General features: G+C 59.1%; 23 protein-coding genes, 1 tRNA gene and 1 pseudogene. 13 read left to right on the forward strand and 12 right to left on the reverse strand.

What is annotated here, in order from left to right; translation table 11 throughout:
• Positions 1-65: 65 nt before the first annotated feature.
• From BI347_RS21215 to BI347_RS24725, 4 genes and pseudogenes are all read left to right on the forward strand, one after another.
• Positions 66-1,201, forward strand: a protein-coding gene (locus BI347_RS21215; RefSeq protein WP_204378093.1) for an IS3 family transposase whose coding sequence is annotated in 2 segments (ribosomal slippage) — positions 66-318 and positions 318-1,201 — 1,137 coding nt in all. Because the reading frame shifts where the segments join, the coding sequence is not laid out codon by codon here.
• A 161-nt stretch (positions 1,202-1,362) separates the two neighbouring features.
• Positions 1,363-2,808, forward strand: a complete 1,446-nt coding sequence (locus BI347_RS21220; RefSeq protein ID WP_158020833.1) for an FAD/NAD(P)-binding protein — start codon at positions 1,363-1,365, stop codon at positions 2,806-2,808.
• 1 nt (position 2,809) lies between these two features.
• Complete coding sequence (locus tag BI347_RS21225; RefSeq protein ID WP_071113323.1) at positions 2,810-3,688, forward strand: AEC family transporter; 879 nt, start codon at positions 2,810-2,812, stop codon at positions 3,686-3,688.
• Positions 3,689-3,936: 248 nt separating this feature from the next.
• A pseudogene (locus tag BI347_RS24725) lies at positions 3,937-4,421 on the forward strand (transposase); the annotation flags it as partial.
• Between the two features lie 184 nt (positions 4,422-4,605).
• Here the strand turns inward: BI347_RS24725 and BI347_RS24065 are convergent.
• Both BI347_RS24065 and BI347_RS21245 read right to left on the reverse strand, forming a co-directional pair.
• Positions 4,606-4,758 carry a hypothetical protein gene (locus tag BI347_RS24065; RefSeq protein ID WP_158020834.1) on the reverse strand — a complete coding sequence of 51 codons (153 nt, stop codon included), beginning with the start codon at positions 4,756-4,758 and terminating at the stop codon, positions 4,606-4,608.
• Between the two features lie 145 nt (positions 4,759-4,903).
• Positions 4,904-4,988, reverse strand: a tRNA-Leu gene (locus BI347_RS21245).
• Between the two features lie 186 nt (positions 4,989-5,174).
• Here BI347_RS21245 and BI347_RS21250 point away from each other — a divergent pair.
• Positions 5,175-5,864: a Bax inhibitor-1/YccA family protein gene (locus BI347_RS21250; protein ID WP_071113327.1), complete on the forward strand. Its 690-nt coding sequence runs from the start codon at positions 5,175-5,177 to the stop codon at positions 5,862-5,864.
• A gap of 100 nt (positions 5,865-5,964) precedes the next feature.
• Here the strand turns inward: BI347_RS21250 and BI347_RS21255 are convergent, their stop codons facing one another.
• From BI347_RS21255 to BI347_RS23800, 4 genes are read right to left on the reverse strand one after another with little or no spacing between them, the layout of a single operon-like run.
• On the reverse strand, positions 5,965-6,312 hold the full coding sequence (locus BI347_RS21255; protein ID WP_139167004.1) for a hypothetical protein: 348 nt from the start codon (positions 6,310-6,312) through the stop codon (positions 5,965-5,967).
• A gap of 16 nt (positions 6,313-6,328) precedes the next feature.
• Positions 6,329-6,904, reverse strand: coding sequence for a hypothetical protein (locus BI347_RS23795; RefSeq protein WP_139167286.1), 576 nt, complete (start codon positions 6,902-6,904; stop codon positions 6,329-6,331).
• A gap of 19 nt (positions 6,905-6,923) precedes the next feature.
• The gene (locus BI347_RS21260) at positions 6,924-7,310 is read right to left on the reverse strand and encodes a hypothetical protein (RefSeq protein WP_139167006.1); all 387 of its coding nucleotides are present in this window, start codon (positions 7,308-7,310) and stop codon (positions 6,924-6,926) included.
• Positions 7,311-7,340: 30 nt separating this feature from the next.
• Positions 7,341-7,538, reverse strand: coding sequence for a hypothetical protein (locus BI347_RS23800; protein ID WP_139167007.1), 198 nt, complete (start codon positions 7,536-7,538; stop codon positions 7,341-7,343).
• A gap of 533 nt (positions 7,539-8,071) precedes the next feature.
• Between BI347_RS23800 and BI347_RS21270 the strand changes: the two genes are divergently transcribed.
• The 6 genes from BI347_RS21270 to BI347_RS21295 all read left to right on the forward strand — a co-directional run bounded on the left by BI347_RS21270 (position 8,072) and on the right by BI347_RS21295 (position 11,783).
• Positions 8,072-8,386: a hypothetical protein gene (locus BI347_RS21270; protein WP_071113331.1), complete on the forward strand. Its 315-nt coding sequence runs from the start codon at positions 8,072-8,074 to the stop codon at positions 8,384-8,386.
• A 358-nt stretch (positions 8,387-8,744) separates the two neighbouring features.
• Positions 8,745-9,254 (forward strand): hypothetical protein, encoded by a 510-nt coding sequence (locus BI347_RS21275; RefSeq protein WP_071113332.1) that lies wholly within the window; start codon positions 8,745-8,747, stop codon positions 9,252-9,254.
• Positions 9,255-9,285: 31 nt separating this feature from the next.
• Positions 9,286-9,990: a hypothetical protein gene (locus BI347_RS21280; RefSeq protein WP_139167008.1), complete on the forward strand. Its 705-nt coding sequence runs from the start codon at positions 9,286-9,288 to the stop codon at positions 9,988-9,990.
• Positions 9,991-9,992: 2 nt separating this feature from the next.
• The gene (locus BI347_RS21285; RefSeq protein WP_158020835.1) at positions 9,993-10,610 is read left to right on the forward strand and encodes a YcbK family protein; all 618 of its coding nucleotides are present in this window, start codon (positions 9,993-9,995) and stop codon (positions 10,608-10,610) included.
• A 216-nt stretch (positions 10,611-10,826) separates the two neighbouring features.
• Positions 10,827-11,345: a hypothetical protein gene (locus BI347_RS21290; protein WP_071117022.1), complete on the forward strand. Its 519-nt coding sequence runs from the start codon at positions 10,827-10,829 to the stop codon at positions 11,343-11,345.
• A gap of 51 nt (positions 11,346-11,396) precedes the next feature.
• Complete coding sequence (locus tag BI347_RS21295; RefSeq protein ID WP_071117023.1) at positions 11,397-11,783, forward strand: hypothetical protein; 387 nt, start codon at positions 11,397-11,399, stop codon at positions 11,781-11,783.
• A 98-nt stretch (positions 11,784-11,881) separates the two neighbouring features.
• On the opposite strand, the gene kdsA is transcribed toward BI347_RS21295, so the two are convergent.
• Positions 11,882-12,727: a 3-deoxy-8-phosphooctulonate synthase gene (kdsA, locus tag BI347_RS21300; RefSeq protein ID WP_071117024.1), complete on the reverse strand. Its 846-nt coding sequence runs from the start codon at positions 12,725-12,727 to the stop codon at positions 11,882-11,884.
• Between the two features lie 232 nt (positions 12,728-12,959).
• Here kdsA and BI347_RS21305 point away from each other — a divergent pair, with 232 nt between their 5' ends.
• Together BI347_RS21305 and BI347_RS21310 are read left to right on the forward strand one after the other, a co-directional pair.
• On the forward strand, positions 12,960-13,664 hold the full coding sequence (locus tag BI347_RS21305; RefSeq protein WP_071117025.1) for a glutathione S-transferase N-terminal domain-containing protein: 705 nt from the start codon (positions 12,960-12,962) through the stop codon (positions 13,662-13,664).
• 223 nt (positions 13,665-13,887) lie between these two features.
• Positions 13,888-14,901, forward strand: a complete 1,014-nt coding sequence (locus tag BI347_RS21310; protein WP_239690977.1) for a glycosyl hydrolase family 18 protein — start codon at positions 13,888-13,890, stop codon at positions 14,899-14,901.
• Between the two features lie 68 nt (positions 14,902-14,969).
• Here the strand turns inward: BI347_RS21310 and BI347_RS21315 are convergent, their stop codons facing one another.
• The 5 genes from BI347_RS21315 to BI347_RS24885 all read right to left on the reverse strand — a co-directional run bounded on the left by BI347_RS21315 (position 14,970) and on the right by BI347_RS24885 (position 24,480).
• On the reverse strand, positions 14,970-16,361 hold the full coding sequence (locus BI347_RS21315) for an efflux transporter outer membrane subunit (protein WP_071117026.1): 1,392 nt from the start codon (positions 16,359-16,361) through the stop codon (positions 14,970-14,972).
• 5 nt (positions 16,362-16,366) lie between these two features.
• The gene (locus BI347_RS21320) at positions 16,367-19,471 is read right to left on the reverse strand and encodes a multidrug efflux RND transporter permease subunit (protein ID WP_071117027.1); all 3,105 of its coding nucleotides are present in this window, start codon (positions 19,469-19,471) and stop codon (positions 16,367-16,369) included.
• Positions 19,468-22,569 (reverse strand): MdtB/MuxB family multidrug efflux RND transporter permease subunit, encoded by a 3,102-nt coding sequence (locus tag BI347_RS21325; RefSeq protein WP_071117028.1) that lies wholly within the window; start codon positions 22,567-22,569, stop codon positions 19,468-19,470. Before BI347_RS21325 ends, BI347_RS21320 begins: the two co-directional genes overlap by 4 nt.
• A 15-nt stretch (positions 22,570-22,584) precedes the next feature.
• Complete coding sequence (locus BI347_RS21330) at positions 22,585-23,835, reverse strand: MdtA/MuxA family multidrug efflux RND transporter periplasmic adaptor subunit (protein WP_071114893.1); 1,251 nt, start codon at positions 23,833-23,835, stop codon at positions 22,585-22,587.
• Positions 23,836-24,354: 519 nt separating this feature from the next.
• Entirely contained in the window at positions 24,355-24,480 is a 126-nt protein-coding gene (locus BI347_RS24885; protein WP_275638922.1) for a hypothetical protein, read from the reverse strand.
• Positions 24,481-24,544 lie beyond the last annotated feature (64 nt).

The following is a 24,544-nucleotide window of genomic DNA, read 5'->3' on the forward strand; positions in this document are numbered from 1 at the left end:
CTTTGTGGACTGCCCCGGCTCCTGTAGGCATTCCTGCCTTATGATTTGAGCATAGGAGGATGTCCATGAGCACACCGCGTTTCACCCCAGAATTCAAAGAGGAAGCCGTCAAACAAGTCACCGAGCGTGGCTACTCCGTAGCCGAAGTTTCTGCTCGGCTTGGGGGTTCCAGCCACAGCCTGTACAAATGGGTGAAAGCAGTCAGTCCGGATAACTCGGAGAAACAGGCTGCCGAGCTGATCGAGGCCAAGAGCGAAATCCTTCGCCTGAAGGCGCAACTGCGGCGCACAGAAGAAGAGCGAGATATTCTAAAAAAAGCCGCGCGGTACTTTGCCAGGGAGTCCGAGTGAAGTACCGCTTCATGAACGAGCATCGTCATGCCTGGCCACTGACGACCATGTGTCGTTTGTTGCAAGTTGCCCGCGCCGGCTTCTATCAATGGCTACATCGCCCCGAGTCCGACCACGCCAAGGAAGATGCTAGATTACTGGCTCTGATTCGTGACTCGTGGCGGGCCAGTGGTGGGGTATATGGATCTCGCCGCGTTCTGGGTGACCTGCGCGAAATCGGCGAGCAGTGTGGCAAGCATCGTGTCGCCAGAATCATGCGGCAACACAGAATCAAGGCTCAGCGCGGCTATAAAGCCCCACGGCCCATTGCAGGGCGCCCCTCTTTGTTGGCCCCCAACCATCTGAACCGTGAATTCACGACATCACAGCCTGACCAAGCTTGGGTAACGGACATTACCTACATCCGCACCTGGCAGGGCTGGCTTTATCTAGCGGTGGTGATCGACTTGTTCTCACGCAAGGTGGTGGGCTGGTCGATGAAACCGACATTGAACCGCGAATTGGCGCTGGACGCCCTGCTGATGGCGCTGTGGCGGCGCAAGCCGACTGGTCGCGTGCTGGTTCATTCGGACCAAGGGTCGCAATATGGCAGTGATGACTGGCACCGTTTCTGCGTCTCCCACGACCTTGAACCCAGCATGAGCCGACGTGGCAATTGCTGGGATAACGCCGTAGCTGAGTCCTTCTTCAGCAGTCTGAAGAAGGAGCGTATCCGCAAACGGATTTACAAAACCCGCGACTTGGCCAAGTCAGATGTATTCGATTACATCGAAGTTTTTTACAATCGAACCCGCCGCCATAGTTACCTGGGCGGCATCAGCCCCGAGGCTTTTGAAAGGGCTTCGGCGTGAGGCAGAAATTTGTCTACGGTACCCGGGACAGTCCAGCCCGGGGCGGTCCAAATTGGCGTGTGCGCCCACATCATTTCAAGTCCAAAGTTGCATCAACTTAATTGACGATGATATTTTTTGCAAATAGAATACGCACCCAATTTATGTCGTTAGGATTGCAATTGTTTGATCTTGCCATTGTCGGGTTTGGAGCGACTGGAGTTAGCCTTCTCAAACAAATTCAGGATGAAGTTTACGCATCCGGGCTAAGAGCCCCACGGATTGCCCTATTCAGTCCCCGAGCAGCTTTTGCCCGTGGGCACGCATTCGGAGATGCTGACGTTATCCATAAAGTCAATACCCCCCCCAGCATGCTTTCCGTTTCCAACAGTGAACCTGTCGGATTCGCCCACTGGATGAACGCCAAGGGCAACGCCAACGAGCTCTATCCCAATCGGTTGGTCTATTCCAAATTCTTGCAGGAGACTTATCAGGACATTGCTCGTTCCGGTTTGTTGGAAATCGAAGAGTTTCACGAAACGGTTCAAGTGGTAACAGCTCAAACTCCTGGCTACCAACTACGCAGCGAGAGCGGCAAAACTGTAACAGCGCATAAAATTATGCTTTGTCTAGGTTCTTTGCATGGAACCAACTTTAGGCAACTGTCGGAACAGCCTGGTTTTATCGATCACCACACTAAATTTTCCAAGGTCAAGGGAGGGCCGGTTTTGGTTGCAGGTTCGGGCCTGACTGCTGTTGATGCATTCCGCTCCTTGAACCAAGGGAAAAATAACGAGATCCATCTTTTCTCGAGACAGGGCTTTGCCCCCACCTGCCTGACCAAAGAAAACCGTTACATACCGGTAGTTCTGAATTGGACCACATTGCTGAAAGAGCAGAATGGCTCCGTTCGGCTGCAGTACTTTCTGAAAACACTCAAACAAGAATGCAAGCGCTTGCCGGATGGCGGTGAGCGGATACCGGCAATGCAGATTCTGCGAGAACACAGGCCAGCACAATATTTTGAATATCTGATGGAGAGATCCCAGGCAGCGGATTTGCCTTATCAAGATATCCTGGTATCTACCAGACCGTACATGCATAAACTCTGGCGTTCTATGCCAATTGAAGACCGAATTTCCTTCAACATTAATTACGGTGCGGGTTGGGCGGCTTGGCGGCATCCTATTCCTTATGAAGTCATCGCGGAACTGGCTGCTGCAGCCAGAGAGCAGCGTCTGCACATCCATCAGGGGAAAAATTCACCGTATTGGGAAAATGGCCAGTTCGTCTTGGAAACCACTTCCGGGAAAACCATTCGTGCCCAGAACTTGGTAGATGGTACTGGGGGTACCAATCGGCTAGATTTGATCGACTCACCTTTGCTGCGCAACCTAACGGAACAGCAACTCATCGAGGCCCATCCTTGCGGCGGCATAGATATTCATCCGCTGACCTTCCAATGTCAGGTGAACGGCAAGCCAGTACCAGGGCTGTATAGCTTGGGGCCTTTGAACAAGGGAAGTTTGTTCTCAACAAATGCATTTTGGTTCAATGCACGTTGTGCAGGGCACTGGGCCAGGCAATGGGCCATTGAGATGACCAAAAAGAACTCGGTAGGTATTTGACATGTCAATTTCGCTCTTCGCTCCTCTCTTATACCTCTTGGTTGGGCTTGGGCTAAGCCGAGTCCCGTTTGAAATCAAGGGACGTGCATCTGCGATGTTAACCAAATGGGTGATTCCATCGGTCATTATCTACAACATTGCCACGCATCGGTCCGGTGTCTTTGCCATCATGCTCGGCATGATCGCCATGATGGGGCTGATGCTGCTACTGAGCCGGGTTTTTACCCGCGACCCAGTGAAGAATCTGTGTTTCTGCTACCTGAACATCGGATGGCTAGGCCTCCCTATCGCCAGCACCTTGTTTGGCGACGGAGCGGCGATGGTCATCATCGCCGCCTATGTGGGCAGCTCTCTGTTCGGCAACTCAGTAGGCGTAGGCCTCATGGCCCATGGCCAAGACCTGAAGACCCGTCTTCGTCAAACAATACAGGCCCCACCTGTATGGGCGCTGCTGCTGGGACTCGCCTGCATCCCCTTTGGTGGACAGATTGAACACTACGCCAAGCCTATATACGACTTGCTAAAATTCCTGATGGGTTTCCTTGGTATGGCAATACTTGGTATCTGGCTATCGGCGACGCCACTGAAAACCGCTGACTTCAAAAAAGCGTTGCTACCGTTCGTGGCACGCCTCTTGACTGTGTCGGCCCTGACCAGTTTGTTTATCTTGGTCTGCGAGCATTACGACATAACCTTGGTCACCGAGAACAAACCAGCTCTGTACCTGATCGGGCTTTTGCCACCGGCAGCCAATATCATTGTACTTGAGACCCACTACATGAAGAGTGGTCGCTCCGCCAGCATGATCGCCTGCGGTACATGCCTCAGCATCATTGCTATCGGCGTGTACGTAGGAACGGTATTGTGGCTACACGCTTGAGCCATATGAATTGAAGGAAACATCAAACAGCTAGCGCTGGCAGCATGGTGTTGTCAAAGGAAGTCCACGATAAGCTTGGCAAGTCGGTAAATGGTCGTGTGGATGATATTTGGTGGTTTTTTTATGATCAGCAGGTGCCAGAATGTGCTTTGCTCAAGCGAGAAATCATGACCTCCTCCCGCAAAAACGTAGCGGCGAAAAGTAGAGATTTCTGGCAAATTTAAGCCCATCCGGGCAGGAGATTTGTCATGAAGAAATCGAAGTTCACCGAAGAACAGATCGCCTTCGCCTTGCGCCAGGCGGAGTCGGGCACCAGCGTCGACGAGGTCTGGCGCAAGATGGGCGTCTCCGAGGCCACTTTCTACAACTGGAAGAAGAAATACGGCGGTCTCGGCGTCGGCGAGCTGCGCCGCTTCAAGCAGTTGGAAGAAGAGAACGCTCGGCTCAAGCGCATGGTCGCCGACCTGAGCCTGGACAAGCAGATGCTGCAGGACTTTATCCAAAAAAAGCTGTGAAGCCGGCTCGCAGACGCGAGCTGGCCAACTTCCTGATCGCCGCCTACCGCGTCAGCATTCGCCGCGCGACTGCCGTCATTCAACTGCGGCAAGGCACCTATTTTTATCGACCCCGATCCCGCGATGACCGTGCGGAGCGCCAGCGGATTTGCGAGATCGCCGCCACGCGCATTCGCTACGGCGCGCGACGCATCCATGTGCTGCTGCGGCGCGAGGGCTGACCAATTGCAGGCGCGGCTGCGAAAGTTTCCGGCCCCAGGTCAGGAAGGCGAGTCTCGCAAAGCTGCGTGTACTCCCGGATGAGCATGGCGATGCGCATCTGCTCCCAACGGGCGCCGCGCTTGTTGATGCTGACCTCGTCCGCATACCGTTTTGGCAATTCAGCGAAGGACTTGTTCGGGATCAATCCCACTTTCCCGGCCTCAATGTCAGCTTCACGCTTCGTTGCCCAGGCAACGGCGTCAGATTTTCGCTTAAATGTTTCCGTTTTTGGATGGCGCCGGCTTTGCGCACTTTGGCGCGCCATTTGTCGCCGCGCTGTTCGTAGGCGGCCATTCCTGAGTCACTGGTGGGACAAACTATAGCGGAAAACGGTGTAAAAGTGCGTAGGATATTGATTTTGTAAACCGCTAGAGCTGGCTTAAAAGCCTTATTCTGTATGGGGGGGGCGGTGTTTTGAGGGGACTTAGAACTTTTAGGTTGGTGCGAAAGGAGAGACTCGAACTCTCACGCCTTGCGGCGCTGGAACCTAAATCCAGTGCGTCTACCAATTCCGCCACTCTCGCATCCTTCAGGGCTTGAAAATGGGGATATTGCCACCCACCTTCTGGCTAGAAGAGGACCTGATGTTAACCTAAGTGCCCGGCCAAGACAAGTGTTTGGTGGATGGCGGAAACTTATTCCCTTTGGCATGGTCTCTTGCTTACAATTCCAAGCGTTTCTACAGAACAACCAACTCAGGAGAGTTTCACATGCACCCGGACTTTCAAACGGCCTATCAATCGACCCCTATGGCGGATGTACGCCATAAGGTTCTGCGCAATACCTACGGCCTGCTGGGCCTGTCGATGATCCCGACCGTGATGGGCGCCATTGTGGGCACCCACATGAGTTTCGCCTTCCTGGCAGGCAGCCCGATCATCGGCATGCTACTGATCATGGCGGTTTTCTACGGTTTGGTGTTCGCCATCGAGAAAAACCGTTACAGCTCGGCTGGCGTGTTCCTGATGCTGGGCTTCACCTTCATGATGGGCGTGCTGCTGGGGCCCTTGCTGCAGTTTGCACTGAAGTTCACCAACGGTAGCCAGTTGATCATGACTGCCGGCGCGGCCACTTCGGTGGTTTTCTTTGTGATGGCGGGCATCGCCACCACCACCAAGCGCGATCTGAGTGGCCTGGGCAATTTCTTGATGGTAGGCGGTATCGTGCTGATGGTGGCGATTGTGGCCAACCTGTTCCTGCGCATGCCTGCGTTCCAACTGATGCTGTCCGCGGCTTTCGCCCTGTTCAGTTCGCTGATGATTCTGTGGCAGGTCAAGATGGTGGTGGATGGCGGCGAGACCAGCTATATCTCCGCTGCCTTGTCCATCTACATCAGTATCTACAACCTGTTTACCAGTCTGCTGCAACTGCTGTTGGCCTTTGGCGGCAATCGCGACTGACTCTACTCGGTGCGTGCGGCTAGATGCCCGCATCCCAAACGAAAACCCTCTGCTATTGGTGGAGGGTTTTTTTATCGGGCAAGACGATAATGGTGCGCCGTCAGATGCCAATGCCCCAAGGGAGGGATAATGTTTCTTTCAGCCCGGTCAGCGTGGCGTCCGACTTGTGGCCTATGCTTGATCTGGTGTGAATGGCCCCCAAAGCTAGTTGCTGGCAGCGGTGAAGTATCATCAGCAGATCTTCCGTTGTGCCGTGGGCGATCATGAAGGCGGCATCCAGCGTGCTGAATTCCGCCTTTTTTTCAAGAGAGTTTTGGAAAATTCCATTCTCGTCAAATACTTCTATATTTATGATTATGGTATTTTTAAATGATTCCGATGAGAATAGCTCAATCCGGAAATTGCCATACGTGGCGCGTAAAAACTGGTTGGTGCGTTTGAATTGCACGGAGCTTTGTTGCTGATTAGGCATATGGCATGTTTTGAGGCGCGAGATGGTGAATGGCCCTGGCGGCAAGTTGATACCAGTGATTCAGCTGGTTCTCGGCGGCATGGATTGCATTTCGAGTTGTCGGTGGATTGGTGCTTTTCAGGAATTCAATCAGTCGTATCATGTCAAGCGAGCCATGCCATTGTGATTGATATCGCAGCAGAGTTTCATGCCATTGGGTATTTTCTGCTCGCGAGATATAGCTTGAGTAGCAACCAAAGTCCTGGATTACGTCTTTTTGCTGAATAATGCAGCTGTGCCATTTTTTATCTTGATGTTCATGATGTTCACTGACTAGGGCTCTTGTGCTTAGTTCCCGATCTTCTTGATGCAGGAAAGCTCTGACGACCAAATGTTTCAATGAAAGAAAACCATTGAGTTGATCAATCAGAACAAATGTGCCATGGGGCAAGATGGCAGAACCGGCGACGGGCTTGCCCCGGTGGCGTACCTGATATGGGGTGAGGGCAGGTTTTTCTGCATAGAGAAACGCTGGATCGTAATCAAATATCTTCAGTTTTTTCGTATTCATTTTGCCAAAATATTCCATGAGGTGTCGAAGCGGATGCCTATTCGGCGGTGGCTGTTTCGCTCATCATCTGTCTACGCAGATTACTCAGGATCAATGCCATTTCGCTGGGGGTCCGCATGACTGCTTTTCGTATGCACCGGGCTATTTCATCGGTGGGTAGGCTGTCCAGTTTCAGGTGATCCCCGATGACGGCAGAGCAGAGCAGAAAATTCAGGCCATCCGCCTGTTCGGTGTTATTGCATAGCCACCTTTCCGCATCCAGCCGATGGCTTGCCGCCTGGTTTCTCATGTAGCGCTCTTGTTTGGTGATGCCAGCTTCGTCAGGGCTTCGAAGGTGGGTCGCCATATCCAGAGCCGCCTGCTCGAGCATTCTGACTGCAAGGCATTGAAGTCGATAGTTTTCAAGTGCGTTTTGCGGGCGCATGGATAATTTCTGATCATTGTGGCCAAGAGATCATATTGCGTTCTTGGGGTGTGGGGTTTGATGGTCGAGACTGGTTTTGCGTGTTGGGGCTGAGCTTTGCTGTTCATTTGTCACTTCGCGTTGAGCTTCATGGGCGATGTGGAGGAAATGGTTGCGGTCCTCTAGATTCAGCACAACCTCCGTGGTGTGTTCAGCCGATGCCGTGGAGTGTGAGTTGTTGTAAGTCATCGATATCTCCTGAATGCGGTGTGCCATGCCTCGCCGTCGGTGTGGCTGAGCGATGCCTGAGTTGCTCGCGGACTGGCGAGGGTCATCCCGTGAGGTGGGGCTTTTGTAGATGCGATTTTACTTGGGCATTAAAATAAAGTTCATCATAATACTAACTATAGTATATGTTTTTGTATTGACGAGCAGCAAGAAATTTCTGCATCTGTGGATGATGTTGGCAAGCGCGGTGTTGCAGTTTTGCCGTGCTGTCATTGGGGTCGATGGATTGTTTTGTATGTTATTGATTTAAATTGGAATTTGATAATTTATTGAGCTTTTCCCCCTGTCCTATGGAGTGATTTTCCTTTAAAAAATAGTACTATAATATGTATTAAACTATAACAAATTTATACAGTATGTTATTCTTGCCGCCTAATGCGCAGGGTTGGCGAAGGGCGTGGCTAGTCCGGTATGGGCCGCGCGGAGTGGAGGGAGGCTTGCGTTGACCGGGCAGTTGGCTTTTAACGAGGCGCGAAGGGCGGAAAAGAGTTCATATGAGAAAAATTCAAGCGGTACTCAAGGATATTGCACAGAAAACCTTGCTATTGGCCAACTTGATCGATGAGGCAACGCACGCCGGGGTGTTGAGCCAGGAGCAGGCCAATGATTTGGTGCAGGGCGTGCGGATCAGGGGGCATCTGGCGAACAGCCTCGAAACCATGGCGTACTGGACTGCCAAGGATCTCAATGACCCGGCCCTGGCCGAGGAGTTTCAGGAGCTGGTTATCAGCATACGGGATTTCCTGTTATGGGTGGATGAGACGATCGGCAAGCTGCAGGCGGCAATGCATGACAATACGATCGCATAAATAATGGCGGGAGCCTTCAAAGGCTTGTCGGGCGTGTCCGTCGGGACGGGCCGGCCCCATTGCGTGGTCGACTTTTGATTTGTCTGTTTGCCTCTTGAGTGGACTGGTCCGAGCGGCGGCCTTGCCGCGTTGGCGCCATGTTTGGGAATGTCCTTGTCTTGGCTTGGGGGCGGGCGCGCAGCCAGCGCGAAAATCTTTGCTCTGATGCGCTTAATAACTGCTTGCACTCCAGGGAAATGACTTTTTGTGGCCTTGTGGTACACTCTAATAGTAATGAAACTAAAAGAAACAGCAATCTCCTGGCCTTGGTGCCAAGAGTTTTGGACTGCTCGCGACAGCCAAGTGAAGGGACAAGAAAATGTACGATGACGGTCGCGTATTCCTGGTGGCTGGGTATTGGGCAAAGCTGAAGAAGGCTTTTGCCGCCGCTTCAGTGTATGTTGTCGCTGACACGGCGACAATCGCGTCCAGTTTGGCAAAGCGCTGCATGCCGCAGTTTCTGCCCGCTGGAGTCATGAGCCTTGCCGAGGTGCGCCGTTATGTCGCTTATATGAAGCGCATTGTTTCCGGCGACGAAATCTGTCTGATGCAGGAGGGCGTTGCGCGTCAGAATGGCAGGCTGCCTGAGGATCAGGTATTTGTGGTGGTTGGTTTTTCCAAGAATCACTCGCCAGATCGTGATCCGGTGGTGAATTTCGTTGCGGCAAAAGGCGAGGCCGAGGCGACCATGCTGCAGCAAAGCGCGATGCCCAGCCTGTCGGTGTCTGGCGTGGCCAGCCTAGCGAAGTTGTTGCAACTGTTATCCAGAATGGAGCAAGTCGCCACCGGTGAAATGCCGGCCCTGAAAGAGCAAGGTGTTATTCGGTAATGATCGGGTCTAACGCAAAAGGGTGTGATAGATGTCTACGGTAAACATACCTGTGTATGAGCGTCAACTTGCGGCCGTTCTGCCGGAGGAATTGCGGACTAGCTATTTCAGAGGCGAAGTGCCTGCGTCAATGCGGGAACGCTTCGATGAGTGGAAGCAGCATGCCTTTCTGGATGGGGCACCTCCCGCGTCCATGACGGAGAGCAATGTCGCCAAATTCTTTTTGCGCGCCGAGGCCCTCAAGCAGCAGGATGCGCTGGGCGCGATGCCTTTGTCCACGCTGTTTCCGATGAGCAGCGCGCCCATCACGGCGCTGGATGCTGCCGCAGTGCGCCGTGCGGCGGTTGCCGGCCATACCAGCCTGACCCGCGAGGTGGTCGACATGGCCATTCGTCCTGCCGATGTTACGCCGGTGGCGCCCAGGGAAATGCAGAAAATGGCGGCCATGCAGCAAGCTTCGCAGGCAAAGCCGGAGAGCGTGAATGTGGATCGCAATTTGCTGGACTTTTTCCAGATGCGTGGCAATGCGAAGTACCGCAAGGACCTGATGATCAATGTGGCGCTGGAGGAAGCGCATGGCGCCAAGGGATTGGCGGAGCGGGTTGAACGCAGAATGGGCGCGTTGGGCGAGGCCGAGCAGGGGCTGGTGAAGCGCTTGCTGAATGGAGAGTCGCCTGCGGATGTCATGAAGGATGCCCGTGTTCCCAAGAAGCCTACATCCTCTTTGGCGATTTAGCCGTGATTAAGCCCATCGCATTGCCGGATTTGTCCCGGCGCGGTTTCCTGCGGCAGGCTGGCGGGGCGTTTCTGGCGCTTTCCGGCTTGTCCGCATTGGCCGACAGGTCCGATGCCGAGGTGCTGGCGGCTCGGGGGCTGGCGGGAAATCCTTTTGCCGCAATTTGGGAGCGTCCGCGCGAGGTGGTCATTCATCGTCAGGCCACTGCTGAGCGACATCGCATCTTATTGTGGCATCCGCAGCAAGGCTGGTTGCGCGATGGCTATATCGAAGCCTGCAATCTATTGCGCGATGTGGTGGCGGGCGAAGTGAGGCAGATCGACCTGGGTTTGCTCAACATGTTGTACGCGATACAGAGCTGGTATCTGGCCAACGGCGTGTATGAGCCGCTGGTGGTGACATCGGGGTATCGCAATCCGGCGCGCAATCGCGGCATCGAAGGTGCGGTCAAAAATTCGATGCACACTTATGGCAAGGCGGCGGATGTGCGGGTGCGCGGACTCACCACTACCCAGCTGTGGCAAATGTCAGCCGCATTGCGGGCCGGTGGAGTGGGTTATTATCCTGGCAAGGGTTTCGTTCATATTGACACCGGACGCATTCGTTATTGGCAAGGATAGAATTTGTTTATTATGATTGATATTTTAATATAACAATTTAGAGGTAATATGGGCGAGGCCGTCGTGGGGGGAGATAGGGGGCATGCGAGGAGGCGCGGCAGGGCATCCTGCCGACTGGCGGAATTGCAACGTTGTCTGGGAGTGCCGCTAGCGCCTGACCCCTTGCTGTCACGGGAGTTTGGGCCGCGCCACGCGCCGCAATCGCTGCAGACTCGATTGTTGGCCGGTGGCGCTGCGGGTTTTGGCTTGTTGGCGGCGGTCGTGGCCAGCCCATTGAGCTTCCCTTTCGCCATCGTCGCCATTGTGGCCGGTTGTCTTGCCTGGCAATCGTATCGGGATGATCGTCGTCGCATGGTAGAGGCGCGGCAATACGAACGAGAACGCCGGTGCTTTGAAAAGGAAGAAAGTGCCTATAGCCAGCTGCGAAGATTACGCAAGCAGCAGGTCAGCCGAGCCTATGCCAGCGTGCGGGCGCGCGGCGCTGCGGGAGCAGGGCGACGGGATCGTCGCCATGGAGTGGTGGTGGAGGATGAGTTGAGCCAGACAGATTTGCAGCAATTCTTCATGTCGATCAATCGTGCCGCGCATGATCCCGATGGCCGCGCCGCCTATATTCCGCCGGCGCCTCTTCGGGCCGGAGTCCGGGATGGCCAACTTGCCGAGGGGGACATCGCCAAATTGTTTGGCGTGGACGGAAACCAGTTGTTTGTGTCAGAGGAAAATCCCGCTGATTGATCGAGGTCGGCGGAGAGGCGGCGAACAATCTTAATCTTGCAGGGAATCGATATGCGCTTTTTTGGATTCATCATCAGCCCGCTGCTGGCGCCGTTCAAGACTTTGGCAGCCATCCGCCGTTCGGCTTTGCCTGGGCAGAGAGAGGGCGGCTTTGTCGCCTGGGCCAGGCCGGCCAATCACGAGGCCATCCGCCTTGTTGCTGCCAGGACATCCAGGCTGATCTGGTATTGCACTGCGTGCTGCCCGTTGTTGGCCACTCTGGCGCTGATCAAGGGTTTGCCTTATCTGTTGGCGTACAATCTGGTGATGGCGGCCGCCACCGGCGTGGTGCTGGCGCTGCGCTATGCGCTGATTGCGCGTCAGATGGAAACGGGCGACTTGGAGCAATCCCGCATCCGCGATGCTTTCCGGCGCAGCTGGTGGTTTCCCCGGCGCTGACGGCCGGATGGCTCAGCAGCGCTGGCCACAAGAAATGGCGCAGTCCTAGTCGGGAGCTGCGCCATTTTTACGGCTGCTGTCGGTGCTGGTGCGCTGTATCAGCTCACCTGCAACGGAGCGAACGACTTGATCAGATCGTCCAGAGCCTTGAGGTCGGCCAGGAAAGGTTCCAGCAGATGCAGCGGCAGCGCGCTCGGGCCGTCGCACTTGGCTTGGGCTGGGTCCGGATGTGCTTCGAGGAACAGACCGGCCAGTCCGACAGCCATGCCGGCCCGCGCCAGTTCCGCCACCTGTTCGCGGCGGCCGCCGGAAGCGGCGGCGCCGGCTTCGCGCTGTTGCAGCGAGTGGGTGACGTCGAAGATCACCGGGCGGTTGCCGGTCACTTTCTTCATTACGCCAAAGCCCAGCATGTCCACCACCAGGTTGTCGTATCCCAGGCAGGTGCCGCGATCGCACAGGATCAGCTGTTCATTGCCGGCCTCGACAAACTTTTCCACCACGTTCTGAATCTGCGGCGGGCTCATGAACTGCGGTTTTTTGATGTTGATCACCCGGCCGGTCTTGGCCAGCGCCACCACCAGGTCGGTCTGGCGGGCGAGGAAGGCCGGCAGTTGCAGGATATCGGCCACTTCCGCCACCGGCGCGGCTTGCCAGGGCTCGTGCACGTCGGTGATCACCGGTACGCCGAAGGCGTCCTTCACCGCCTGCAGGATTTTCATCCCCTCTTCCAGGCCGGGGCCGCGGTAGGAGTGGATGGAGGAGCGGTTGGCCTTGTCGAAACTGCCCTTGAACACATAGGGAATGCCTAGCTTCTGGGTGACGCGGACATATTCTTCCGCCGAGCGCAGGGCAAGGTCGCGAGACTCCAGCACGTTGATGCCGCCGAACAGCGTGAACGGCGCCTGGTTGCCGACATTGATGGAGGGAGAGAGGGTAACGTTCATCAAGGGAATTGTCCTGTGTGTTCAGCCGTGGCGGCAGCGAAGCGCCGCCGCATTGCGCAAAGCCCCAATGATATACCCGCGGCGAGGCGCGAGCCATCCCGAGCTGGGCGCCTCCGTTCGTCGCCACTGCTGGAGCGGCATCCTCATGGGATGTACGGCGCGGCGAAGCGGAAGACGCAAGGATGCCATGCGGGTATAGTGAGCGTCTTGCCGTTTCTCAAAGGATAACGCCATGGCAGATCTGTCTGCTTTCCCAATCACCGGCAAATGGCCGGCGCAGCATCCTGATCAACTGCAGTTGTACTCGTTGCCGACGCCCAATGGCGTCAAGGTTTCCATCATGTTGGAGGAGACTGGGCTGCCCTACGAGGCGCATCTGGTCAGCTTCGAACGCAATGATCAGTTGTCGCCCGAATTCCTGTCCTTGAATCCGAACAATAAAATCCCGGCGATACTCGATCCCGACGGTCCGGGCGGCAAACCGCTGGGATTGTTCGAGTCCGGCGCCATTCTCATCTACCTGGCCGACAAGACCGGCCAGTTGCTGCCCAAGGACCCGGCCGCGCGTTACGAGGCCATCCAGTGGCTGATGTTCCAGATGGGCGGCGTGGGGCCGATGTTCGGCCAAGTGGGCTTCTTCCACAAGTTTGCCGGCAAGGACTACGAGGACAAGCGCCCGCGCGACCGGTATGTGGCCGAGGCGAAGCGTTTGCTGCAGGTGCTGGAGGGGCGGCTGGCGGGCCGCTGCTGGATCATGGGCGACGACTACACCATCGCCGACATCGCCATTTGGCCGTGGGTGCGCAATCTGGTGGGTTTTTACGATGCCGGCGAGTTGGTGAGCTTTGCCGATTTTGCCAATGTGCAGCGGGTGTTGCAAGCTTTCGTCGAGCGGCCGGCGGTTGAGCGCGGATTGGCAATCCCGGCGCGAAGCTAGGAAAGGCTAGGGAAAGAGAGGACTACGCGGCGAATACGGGGTGAGGTTGTTGGAGGAAATTGCGGCAGGTGGCTTGATTTTTGATAAGTACTTAGTATTATTGTGGGACGCTGTTTAGGAAATATTTAAAGTTGCAGCGGTAGAGTGTGGACGGTTGTAAGTCAACGATTGCCGGCCATGCTGAATGCAAAGGATTGGCTATGAAATATTTCAAGGTGGATGCATGAAAAAAACGATTGCTGTTTTGCTGGCTGGCTTGGCTTTCTCGTCCGCAGCGGCCATGGCGGCTCCGATGGTGCTGACCTACTACTCCGATTATCCGGGCAATTACGCGGCGTTGACCAAGTACTACTCGAATTTCAATGCCGCATCGGTAGATTTCTACAACATCACCAAGGACGGCGTGATCACCGGTAACGGCGCGGACGCGCCGACCAACGCGCTCTCCTTCCTCCGATCCAAGAAAATCGCCGCCTACGGCTGCGTTTCCAATGTGGATGGCGACTGGAGCGCGGATATCGCCCATGCGGTGTCCACCACCGCGCTGAACCCGTCGGTGGCCAACCTGGTGAAATTCGCCCAGGCCAATGGCTTTGCCGGCATCAATATCGACTTTGAAGCGGTGGCTCAGGGCGACCGCAACAATTTCAGCAACTTCATCCAAGCGCTGGGCCGGGCATTGCACGCCAAGGGATTGAAGCTGATCGTCAGCGTGCCTGCGTTCTCGGCCAAGGATTTCAACCATGAGGCCAATTACGGCTACGATCTGCGAGCCTTGGGCGCAGCCGCCGACTACTTGCAGATCATGACTTACGACGAAGCGATCCCCACCTGGGCCCCAGGTCCGGTGGCGGGGTCGGACTGGATGGAAAACGATCTGGACTATGCGGTGTCGCTGGTGGTGCCGGGCAAGATACTGAATGGCATTCCGGCTTACGGTTACGACTGGAAGGCGGATAACAGCGGCCAGCAGCTGTACTGGAGCAAGACCCAGGCCTTGATCAACCAGTATGGCGTCAAGCCGCGCTATGATGCCGGCGCCAATTCCGTCAATTTCGCCTACATCGCCAGGGATGGCAGCGGCCAGCATACCGTCTGGACGGAAAACAGCCGCAGCGTGGCGCTGAAGGCCAGCTTGGTCAATGCCTATGGCTTGGGCGGCACTTCCACCTACGCGCTGGGCATGGAAGACGCCGGTTTCTGGGCGGCGGTGAGGCAGGGTCTGTCGCGGCAGTAACCATGCTGCATGGTTCGGCAAAGAAAAAACCGGGCGGATGCCCGGTTTTTTCTATTGGCGGGGCGGAATTACCAGCTGCCGCCCAGCGCGGCGATCAGCGCTACGCTACTTGCGTACTGGCGATTCTTCACGTTCCACAGATTGTTTTCCGCGTTGATTCGGCTGTTCTGCGCCGACAGCACGTTCAGGTAGGCGACGGTGCCGGCCTGATACTGGTTTAGGGTGATGGTTTCCGCCCGCGCGGCAGCATTCAGCGCCGCGGCCTGCATGTCCGCCTCCTGCTGCAGCAGGCTTTGCGCGGACAGATTGTCTTCCACGCCCTGGAATGCCGCCAGCACGGTTTGGCGGTAGCTGGCCACGCTGGCGTCGTAGCTGGCTATCGCCTGATCGGTCTGGGCCTTGCGCAGGCCGGCGTCGAATAGGGTCAGCGCCAATTGCGGGCCGATAGACCAGACGCGGTTGGGCAGGCTGATCCAGTCGGCGAAGCTGGGGCTGTGGTAGCCGCCGCTGGCGCCCAGGGTCAGGGTGGGGAAGAAGGCGGCCTTTGCTATGCCGATCTGGGCATTGGCGGCGGCCGCGTTGCGTTCGGCGGCGGCGATGTCGGGCCGGCGCTCCAGCAGGGTGGAAGGCAGGCCGGCGGGGATTTGCGGTAGGCGAGGCGGTTGGCTGGCCGCCGGCAGGGTGAAGCTGGCCGGCGGCTGTCCGAGCGCCGCGGCGATGGAGTGTTCCAGCTGGGCGCGGGTGAGCCGCTTGTCCACCACTACCGCCTGGGCGGTTTTCCACTGGCTTTCCGCCGAGGCCACCGCGTCGTCGCCAACGATGCCGACGGCGTACTGGTTGCGGGTCAATTGCAGCGTTTGCGCCAGCAGCTTTGCGCTGTCCGTGAGTTTGGAGAGCTGCACATCGGCTACCACCAGCTGCAGGTAGGCGGTGGCTAGCTGAGCCTGGCTGCTCAGGCGGGTGGCGGCCAGTTGCGCGGCGCTGGATGCCTGCTTGGCCTGGCCGGCTTCCACATCGCGACGTACCGCGCCCCAGACGTCGACCTCCCAGCTGGCGTTCAGGCCAAGCGTGTAGCCGGTGGCGCTGGTGACGCCGGGGGAGGAGACGCCGCGGCTTTGCGAGGCGTTGGCCGACAGCGACGGATACAGTCCGGCCTCGGCCTGCCTGAGCAGGGCCTGGGCCTGGCGGTATTGCGCCTCGGCCTGGGCGATGGTGGGGCTTTGCTGGTTGAGCGTGTCCATCAGCCGGTTCAGCGTGGCGTCCTGGTAAACCTCCCACCAGTTGCCGCGCGGGCTTTCATCCTGCGGCTGCGCCGGTTTCCAGCGGCCATCTTCCTTGTACGCGGCCGGAACCTCCATCTTGGGCTTGACGTAATCCGGGCCGACCGCGCAGCCGGCCAGCGTGGCGGCGCACAGCGCGCCGCACAGCGTGTGTTTCAGCGATATTGTTGTTTTCGTCATGGCTATCATTCCTTGCTGCCGCCGGATAGCGCGTTGCCGAAGCTGCCGCGCCATTTCAGGCACCACAGGCGGAAACGATCCAGGTACAGGTAAACAATCGGGGTGGTGTACAGCGTCAACAGCTGGCTGAGTAGCAGGCCGCCGACGATGGAAATGCCCAGCGGGGTGCGCATCTCGGCGCCGTCGCCGTGGCCCAGCGCCAGCGGCAGCGCGCCGAACAGCGCCGCCAGCGTGGTCATCATGATGGGGCGGAAGCGCAGCAGGCAGGCCTGCAGGATGGCTTCTTCCGGCGGCAGATGGTGCTCGCGCTCGGCGGAGAGCGCGAAATCAATCATCATGATGGCGTTCTTCTTGACGATGCCGATCAAGAGCAGGATGCCGATCAGCGCGATGATGTTGAACTCGCCGCCGGTGGCCATCAAGGCCAGCAGCGCGCCCACGCCGGCTGAGGGCAGGGTGGAGATGATGGTGATCGGATGCACCACGCTTTCGTACAGCATGCCCAGCACGATGTATACCGCCACCAGCGCCGCCAGGATCAGCATGGGCTGGCTGTCCAGCGAGGCCTGGAACGATTTGGCCGTGCCCTGGAAGCTGGCGTGTATGCTGCTGGGCAGGCCGGTGTCGGCCAGCGCGGCGTCGATGGCGGCGGTGGCGTCGGACAGCGATTTGCCGGGCGGCAGGTTGAACGAGATGGTGGTGGCGGCGAACTGGCTCTGGTGGTTGACCGACAGCGAGGTGTTGGTCGGTTTCCAGCTGGCGAAGGCCGACAGCGGCGTGGGCTGGCCGCCCGGCGTCTGCAGGTAGATGTTGCGCAGGGCTTCCGGGCTTTGCCAGTATTCCGGCGCCACCTCCAGCACCACGTGGTACTGGTTGAGCGCGTTGTAGATGGTGGAGACCTGGCGCTGGCCGAAGGCGTCGTTCAGCACCGAATCCACTTGCGACTGGGTCAGACCCAGCCGCGCCATCGCGTTGCGGTCGAAGACCAGCGAAGTTTGCAGGCCTTTCACCTCTTGGTCGCTGTTCAGATCGGCCAGGAAGGGGATCTTGTTCAGCGCCAGTTGCACCTTGGGCGTCCATTCGCGCAATTCATTCAGGTCGTCGCCTTGCAGCGTGTACTGGTACTGCGCGTTGCTGGCGCGGCCGCCGATGCGAATGTCCTGAACCGACTGCAGATAGAGCGTGGCGCCGGATTCCCCGGCCAGTTTTTTTCGCAGCCGCGCGATCACCTGATCGGCGTTGTCCTGGCGCTCGGACAGCGGCTTCAGGCTGACGAACATGTTGGCGGTGTTGCGCTGGCCGCCGCCGGTGAAGCCTACCACCTTGTCTACCGCCGGATCCTGGCTGACCACGTTGATGAAACGCTGCAGCTTCACCTGCATCGCCTGGAAGGAGATGCTTTGGTCGGCCTTGATCATGCCGGTGAGGCGGCCGGTGTCCTGCTGCGGGAAGAAGCCCTTGGCCACTACGATGTATAGGAAGACGTTGAGCGCGATGGTGGCTGCTAGGATGGCCATCATCAGCTTGCTGTGGCGCAACGCCCAGCTCAGCGAGCGGCGGTAGCCGTCCAGCATGGCGTCGAATATGCGCTCGCTCCATTGGAACAGCCGGCCCGGCTTATGGTTTTCGTCATGCGCCTTCAGCCAGCGCGCGCACAGCATCGGCGTGGTGGTCAGCGACACCACCAGCGACACCAGGATCGCCACCGACAGCGTGACGGCGAATTCGCGGAACAGCCGGCCGATGATGCCGCCCATCAGCAGGATGGGGATGAACACCGCGATCAGCGAGATGCTCATCGACAACACGGTGAAGCCCACCTCGCGCGCGCCCTGCAGCGCCGCCTGGAACGGCTTCATGCCGTCTTCGATATGGCGCGAGATGTTTTCCAGCACCACGATGGTGTCGTCCACCACGAAGCCGGTGGCGATGGTCAGCGCCATCAGGCTGAGGTTGTTCAGCGAGAAGCCGGCCAGGTACATCACCGCGAAGGTGCCCACCAGCGATACCGGCACGGTGATGGCCGGGATGGCGGTGGCGCGGCCGCTGCGCAGGAACACGAACACCACCAGGATCACCAGGCCGATGGAGATTACCAGCGAGCGCTCCACTTCGCTGAGCGAGGCGCGGATGGTGGGGGTGCGGTCCATCACCTCGTTGATCTTGATCGCGGCGGGGATGGAGGCCTGCAGCTTGGGCAGCAGCGCCTTGACCCGGTCCACGGTGTCGATGATGTTGGCGCCGGGCTGGCGGAACAGGATCAGCATCACCGCCGGCTGCTTGGCCAGCATGCCGGCGTTGCGCAGGTCCACCACCGAATCCTTGACCTCGGCCACGTCGGAGATGCGCACCGCGTTGCCGTTTTGATAGCTGACGATCAGCGGCAGGTAGTCGCTGGCCTTGCCGGCCTGGTCGTTGGCCTGCACCTGCCAGTGGCGGTCCTCGTTTTCCAGAAAGCCCTTGGGCCGGTTGGCGTTGGTGCTGGTGATGGCGGCGCGCACCGTCTCCATGCCGATGCCGTAGTGGTTCAGCTGCATCGGGTTCATTTCCACCCGCACCGCCGGCTGGGCGCCGCCGCCGATGATGACGTTGCCTATGCCGTCCACCTGAGACAGCTTCTGGCCCAGGATGGAATCGGCGGCGTCGTACATCTGGCCGCGGGTCAGCGAGTCCGAGGTCAGCGCCATGATCATGATCGGCGCGTCGGCGGGGTTCACCTTGCGGTAGGTGGGGTTGGACGGCATGCCGGTGGGCAGCAGCGAGTGGGCGGCGTTGATCGCCGCCTGCACGTCGCGCGCCGCGCCGTTGATGTCGCGGTCCAGATCGAACTGCAGTGTGATGTTGGTGGAGCCCAGCGAACTGGTGGATGTCATCTCGGTGATGCCGGCGATGCGGCCCAGCGCCCGCTCCAGCGGCGTGGCCACGGTGGCGGCCATCGTCTCCGGGCTGGCGCCGGGCAGTTTGGCCGACACCGAGATGGTGGGGAAGTCGACCTGCGGCAACGGCGACACCGGCAGCAGCTTGAAGGCCAGCAGGCCGGCCAGCAGTATGGCCAGCGTCAACAGCGTGGTGGCCACCGGGCGGCGGATGAAGGGGGCCGACGGGATCATGCTTCCGCCTCTTCCACCAGCTCCGGCTTGTCCTTGCGGCCGAAGCGGCGCGCCAGGCGGTCGAAGGCCAAGTAGATCACCGGGGTGGTGAACAGCGTCAGCACCTGGCTGACCATCAGGCCGCCCACCATGGTGATGCCCAGCGGTTCGCGCAATTCCGAGCCCATGCCGCCGCCCACCATCAGCGGCAGCGCGCCCAACAGCGCCGCCATCGTCGTCATCAAAATCGGCCGGAAGCGCAACAGGCAGGCCTGGTAGATGGCCTCGCGCGGCGGCATGCCTTGCTCCCGCTCCGCCTCCAGCGCGAAGTCGATCATCATGATCGCGTTCTTCTTGACGATGCCGATCAGCAGGATGATGCCGATGATGGCGATTACCGACAGATCGGTGCCGGACAGCATCAGCGCCAACAGCGCGCCGATGCCGGCGGAGGGCAGGGTGGACAGGATGGTGATCGGGTGGATATAGCTCTCGTACAGCACGCCCAGCACGATGTACATGGTGACGATGGCCGCCAGGATCAGCCACAGCGTGTTGCTGAGCGAGGCCTGGAAGGCCATTGCCGCGCCCTGGAACTTGGTGTCCATGCTGGCCGGCAGGCCCAGGTCGGCTTCCGCCTGGCGGATGGCCTCCACCGCTTCGCCCAGCGACGCGCCCTGCTTCAAGTTGAAGGAGATGGTGGCGGTGGGGAACTGGCCCAGGTGGTTGATCGCCAGCGAAGTGGAGCGCTCTTCAATCGTCGCCACCGCGTCCAGCGGCACCGGGCCGCCGGCGGCGGTGGGCACGTAGATGCCTTTCAGCGACAGCGGATCGCGCTGGTGCTGCGGGTCCACCTCCAGCACCACGCGGTACTGGTTGGTCTGGGTGAAGATGGTGGAGATCAGCCGTTGGCCGAAGGCGTCGTACAGGGCGTTGTCCACCGCGGCGGTGGTGACGCCCAGGCGCGAGGCGGTGTCGCGGTTGATGTTGACGTAGGCTTGCAGGCCCTTGTCCTGCAGGTCGCTCGCGACGTCGGCCAGCGACGGCTCCTGCTGCAGCCGGTGCACCAGCTTGGGCACCCAGGTGGACAGGTCGTCCTGGCTGGTGGCTTGCAGCGTGAACTGGTACTGGGTGCGGCTGACGCGGGCGTCTATGGTCAGGTCCTGCACCGCCTGCAGGTACAGCGCCATGCCGGGCATCTCGTCGGCGCGCTGCTGCAGCCGCGCCAGCACGGTGCGGATGTCGTCGCGCTCGCCCTTGGGCTTGAGGTTGATCAGCAGGCGGCCGCTGTTGAGCGTGGTGTTGGTGCCGTCGACGCCGATGAACGACGACAGGCTTTCCACCGCCGGGTCTTTCAGCAGCGCCTCGGCCAGTTTTTCCTGGCGGTCGGCCATCGCGCTGAAGGAAATGGACTGCGAGGCCTCGCTGATGCCCTGGATCGAACTGGTGTCCTGCAGCGGAAAGAAGCCCTTGGGCACGTAGACATATAGCGCCGCCGTCAACGCCAGCGTGGCCACGGCCACCAGCAGCGTGGTCTTCTGCCGGTCCAGCACCCAACTGAGCATTTTGCCGTAGCGGGCGATGATGTCGTCGAAGAACTTGCCGCTGGCGTGGTAGAAGCGGCCCTGTTTTTCTTCCGGCACATGCTTGAGCAGGCGCGCGCACATCATCGGCGTCAGCGTCAGCGAGATGAAGGCGGAAATCAGGATGGACACCGCCAGCGTGATGGCGAACTCGCGGAACAGCCGGCCCACCACATCGCCCATGAACAGCAGCGGAATCAACACCGCGATCAGCGAGATGGTCAGCGAGATGATGGTGAAGCCGATCTGCTTGGAGCCTTTCAGCGCCGCGGCCAGCGGCTGCTCGCCCTCTTCGATGTAGCGGGCGATGTTCTCGATCATCACGATGGCGTCGTCCACCACGAAGCCGGTGGCGATGGTCAAAGCCATCAGCGTCAGATTGTTGATGGAGAAGCCGGTCAGATACATCACGCCGAAGGTGCCCACCAGCGACAGCGGCACCGCGACGGCGGGAATGATGGTGGCCGGCACGTTGCGCAGGAACACGAAGATCACCATCACCACCAGACCGATGGCCAGCATCAGCTCGAACTCCACATCCTCCACCGAGGCGCGGATGGTGACGGTGCGGTCGCTCAGCACCGCCACGTCCACCGAGCCGGGCAGGGTGGACTTGAGCTGGGGCAGCAGAGCCTTGATGCGGTCGGTGACCTGGATCACGTTGGCGCCCGGCTGGCGCTGCACGTTGAGAATGACGGCCGGCGTGGTGCCGGCCCAGGCGGCCAGGCGCACGTTTTCCGCCGAATCCACCACTCGGGCCACGTCCTTGACGCGCACCGGCGCGCCGTTCTGATAGGCGACGACGACGTTCTTGTATTCTTCCGCCGATTGCAGCTGGTCGTTGCCATCGACGGTGGACGCCTGCAGCGGGCCGTCGAAGCTGCCCTTGGCCTGGTTGACGTTGGCGTTGCCGATGGCGGTGCGCACGTCTTCCAGCGTCAGTCCGCGCGAGGCCAGCGCCTTGGGATTGCTCTGGATGCGCACGGCCGGACGCTGGCCGCCGCTGATGCTGACCAGGCCCACGCCGGGCACCTGCGACAGCTTCTGCGCCAGCCGGGTGTCCACCATGTCCTCAAGCTTGGTCAGCGGCAGGGTGGGCGAGCTGACCGAGATGGTGAGGATGGGGGTGTCGGCCGGATTGACTTTGTTGTAGATCGGAGGACTGGGCAGGTCGGCCGGCAGCAGGTTGCCGGCGGCGTTGATCGCCGCCTGCACTTCCTGCTCGGCCACGTCCAGCGTCAGGTCCAGGCTGAACTGCAGCGTGATCACCGAGGCGCCGCCGGAACTGGACGAGGACATCTGCGACAGGCCCGGCATCTGGCCGAACTGGCGCTCCAGCGGCGCAGTGACCGAGGACGTCATCACGTCCGGGCTGGCGCCGGGATAGAGGGTGACTACCTGGATGGTGGGGTAGTCGACTTCGGGCAGCGCCGAAACCGGCAGCATGCGCCAGGCCACCAGGCCGGTCAGCAGGATGGCCACCATCAGCAAGGTGGTGGCGACCGGCCGCAGGATGAACGGACGAGAGGGATTCATGCCGTGTCCTTGCGCTTAGTTGGCGGCCGAGGCGTGACGTTTGCCCCAGTCTCCGGTGGCGCCGTGCTTGCGATGCGGCTTGCTTTCGCTGGCGGCGGCAGCCGCTTCGCGGGTCTGGGCGGCACGGTCTATCACCTTGACCTTGGCGCCGTTGCGCAGCTTGTCCACGCCGTCTATCACCACCTGCTGGCCGGCCTGCAAGCCCTGCTCGATGATGGTGTTGTCGCCGGAGGCCGGGCCCACCTTGATCTTGCTGATGCTGACGGTGGAATCGGCGCCCACCGTGTACACGTAGTTGCCCACCTTGCCCAGTTGCACCGCCACGGTCGGCACCACCACCGCGTCCTTGCGCACGCCCAGCTGCAGGTTGACGTTGACGAACTGGTTGGGGAACAGCTGCTGTTTCTCGTTGGCGAACTTGGCCTTGATATTGATGGTGCCGGTGCTGGTGTTGAGCTGGTTATCCATCGCCAGCAGCTTGCCGTCGGCCAGCTTGTGGCGGTTGTCGCGGTCCCACGCTTCCACGCTCAGCCGTTTGTCGTTGGCGGCGGCCTGCAGCACCTGCGACAGGCTGACTTCCGGGATGGCGAATACCACGTTGATCGGCTGGGTCTGGGTGATGATGACCACGCCGTTGGCGTCGCTGGCGTGCACGATGTTGCCCGGGTCAACCTGGCGCAGGCCGACGCGGCCGCCGACCGGCGCGATGATACGACTGTAGTCCAGCTGCAGCTTGGCGTTGTCCACCGCGCCCTGATCCAGCTTGACGGTGCCTTGATACTGTTTCACCAGTGCCTCCTGGGTGTCCACCTGCTGCTTGGCGATGGAGTTCTGTCCCAGCAACTGGCGGTAGCGGGCCAGGTCCAGTTGGGCGTTCTGCAGCAAGGCCTGGTCGCGCAGCAACTGGCCCTGGGCCTGGGTCAGCGCCGCCAGATAGGGGCGCGGGTCCAGTTCGGCCAGCAACTGGCCCTGTTTGACCAACTGGCCTTCTTCAAAGTGGACCTTTTCCAGTTGGCCATCCACCCGGCTGTGCACGGTGACGGTGTAGGTGGAGTTGACGGTGCCCAGTGCATTTAGCTGCAGCGGCGCATCCATGGTTCTTGCCGTAGCCACGCCCACCGCCATCGGCGCGCCGCCCTTGGCGTTGGCGGCGGCTTCCTTTGCGCTTTGGCTGTGCTGATGCCACCACCAGCCGCCCCCCAGAACGGCGACGGCGGCAATGATTAAAGGCAGGCGGTTGGGCTTGGCGGATGTGGGGGTCGACATGCGGTGTGCTCCGGACGGACGATTCACTTGTTATTAACTGGCAGAGCATGACATTTTTTCATGCTTTATGCTGCGTTTATGCTAAAAGCCGGGCAGCCTATGCTGGCTGCGTTGTATTTAGAGTGACCGAATTGTATTAGCTTGGTTTTATCCGGAGCGCGCTTTGTGTTTTGAATTGTTAATTCAAAATGAGTGTTTACTTTCTTTGTTTGTATTGGTGTAAAAGCTCGACTCGACTGTTGGGCGTAAGTGTTTGATTCCCGTGTGAGAGCCGGTTTGAAAAGCTTGCCGGGTGTGATTTTTACCAGGGGTTGATTTTTTACATTAATCTCGGCTTGGCTTGCGTTCGACCGGATTTGGCGCGCGGGGGATTGCGCTGAATTTCGGCGATGGCCGCAGAGGCGGATTCATTCAAACAAACTGGGGGAGGAGGCCGCTGTCGCTGCGGAGCGACAGCGGATTGCCGCAGGCTGTGCCATAGCCCAGGCCGGGGGCAGGTGACGCGGTCGGGCGCGACAGTCAAGTTTCAGGCGGCGGCCCACCGGTGGTGGTGGAGCCGGGCGCGCCGTCCGCCCCGTCTTGTTTGCCAGGATTTGCCTCGGCCAGGTTTGACATGGCAACGCGGGTTGTTTCTTTTTCGAACATGACATTTTCGTTTTTTGCGTAATTTGCCTGATTTAGGCTAGGCAATGCGAACGAACGATGTCAT

This window comes from Chromobacterium sphagni (genome assembly GCF_001855575.1).
Classification (GTDB): domain Bacteria; phylum Pseudomonadota; class Gammaproteobacteria; order Burkholderiales; family Chromobacteriaceae; genus Chromobacterium; species Chromobacterium sphagni.

Bases quoted from the DNA above. Each gene is read 5' to 3' on its own strand.
- BI347_RS21225 (WP_071113323.1), top strand. From the start codon at position 2,810: ATGTCAATTTCGCTCTTCGCTCCTCTCTTATACCTCTTGGTTGGGCTT.
- BI347_RS24065 (WP_158020834.1), bottom strand. From the start codon at position 4,758: ATGGCCGCCTACGAACAGCGCGGCGACAAATGGCGCGCCAAAGTGCGC.
- BI347_RS21250 (WP_071113327.1), top strand. From the start codon at position 5,175: ATGCACCCGGACTTTCAAACGGCCTATCAATCGACCCCTATGGCGGAT.
- BI347_RS23795 (WP_139167286.1), bottom strand. From the start codon at position 6,904: ATGGAATATTTTGGCAAAATGAATACGAAAAAACTGAAGATATTTGAT.
- BI347_RS21260 (WP_139167006.1), bottom strand. From the start codon at position 7,310: ATGCGCCCGCAAAACGCACTTGAAAACTATCGACTTCAATGCCTTGCA.
- BI347_RS23800 (WP_139167007.1), bottom strand. From the start codon at position 7,538: ATGACTTACAACAACTCACACTCCACGGCATCGGCTGAACACACCACG.
- BI347_RS21270 (WP_071113331.1), top strand. From the start codon at position 8,072: ATGAGAAAAATTCAAGCGGTACTCAAGGATATTGCACAGAAAACCTTG.
- BI347_RS21275 (WP_071113332.1), top strand. From the start codon at position 8,745: ATGTACGATGACGGTCGCGTATTCCTGGTGGCTGGGTATTGGGCAAAG.
- BI347_RS21280 (WP_139167008.1), top strand. From the start codon at position 9,286: ATGTCTACGGTAAACATACCTGTGTATGAGCGTCAACTTGCGGCCGTT.
- BI347_RS21295 (WP_071117023.1), top strand. From the start codon at position 11,397: ATGCGCTTTTTTGGATTCATCATCAGCCCGCTGCTGGCGCCGTTCAAG.
- kdsA (WP_071117024.1), bottom strand. From the start codon at position 12,727: ATGAACGTTACCCTCTCTCCCTCCATCAATGTCGGCAACCAGGCGCCG.
- BI347_RS21305 (WP_071117025.1), top strand. From the start codon at position 12,960: ATGGCAGATCTGTCTGCTTTCCCAATCACCGGCAAATGGCCGGCGCAG.
- BI347_RS21310 (WP_239690977.1), top strand. From the start codon at position 13,888: ATGAAAAAAACGATTGCTGTTTTGCTGGCTGGCTTGGCTTTCTCGTCC.
- BI347_RS21315 (WP_071117026.1), bottom strand. From the start codon at position 16,361: ATGACGAAAACAACAATATCGCTGAAACACACGCTGTGCGGCGCGCTG.
- BI347_RS21320 (WP_071117027.1), bottom strand. From the start codon at position 19,471: ATGATCCCGTCGGCCCCCTTCATCCGCCGCCCGGTGGCCACCACGCTG.
- BI347_RS21325 (WP_071117028.1), bottom strand. From the start codon at position 22,569: ATGAATCCCTCTCGTCCGTTCATCCTGCGGCCGGTCGCCACCACCTTG.
- BI347_RS21330 (WP_071114893.1), bottom strand. From the start codon at position 23,835: ATGTCGACCCCCACATCCGCCAAGCCCAACCGCCTGCCTTTAATCATT.
- BI347_RS24885 (WP_275638922.1), bottom strand. From the start codon at position 24,480: ATGTTCGAAAAAGAAACAACCCGCGTTGCCATGTCAAACCTGGCCGAG.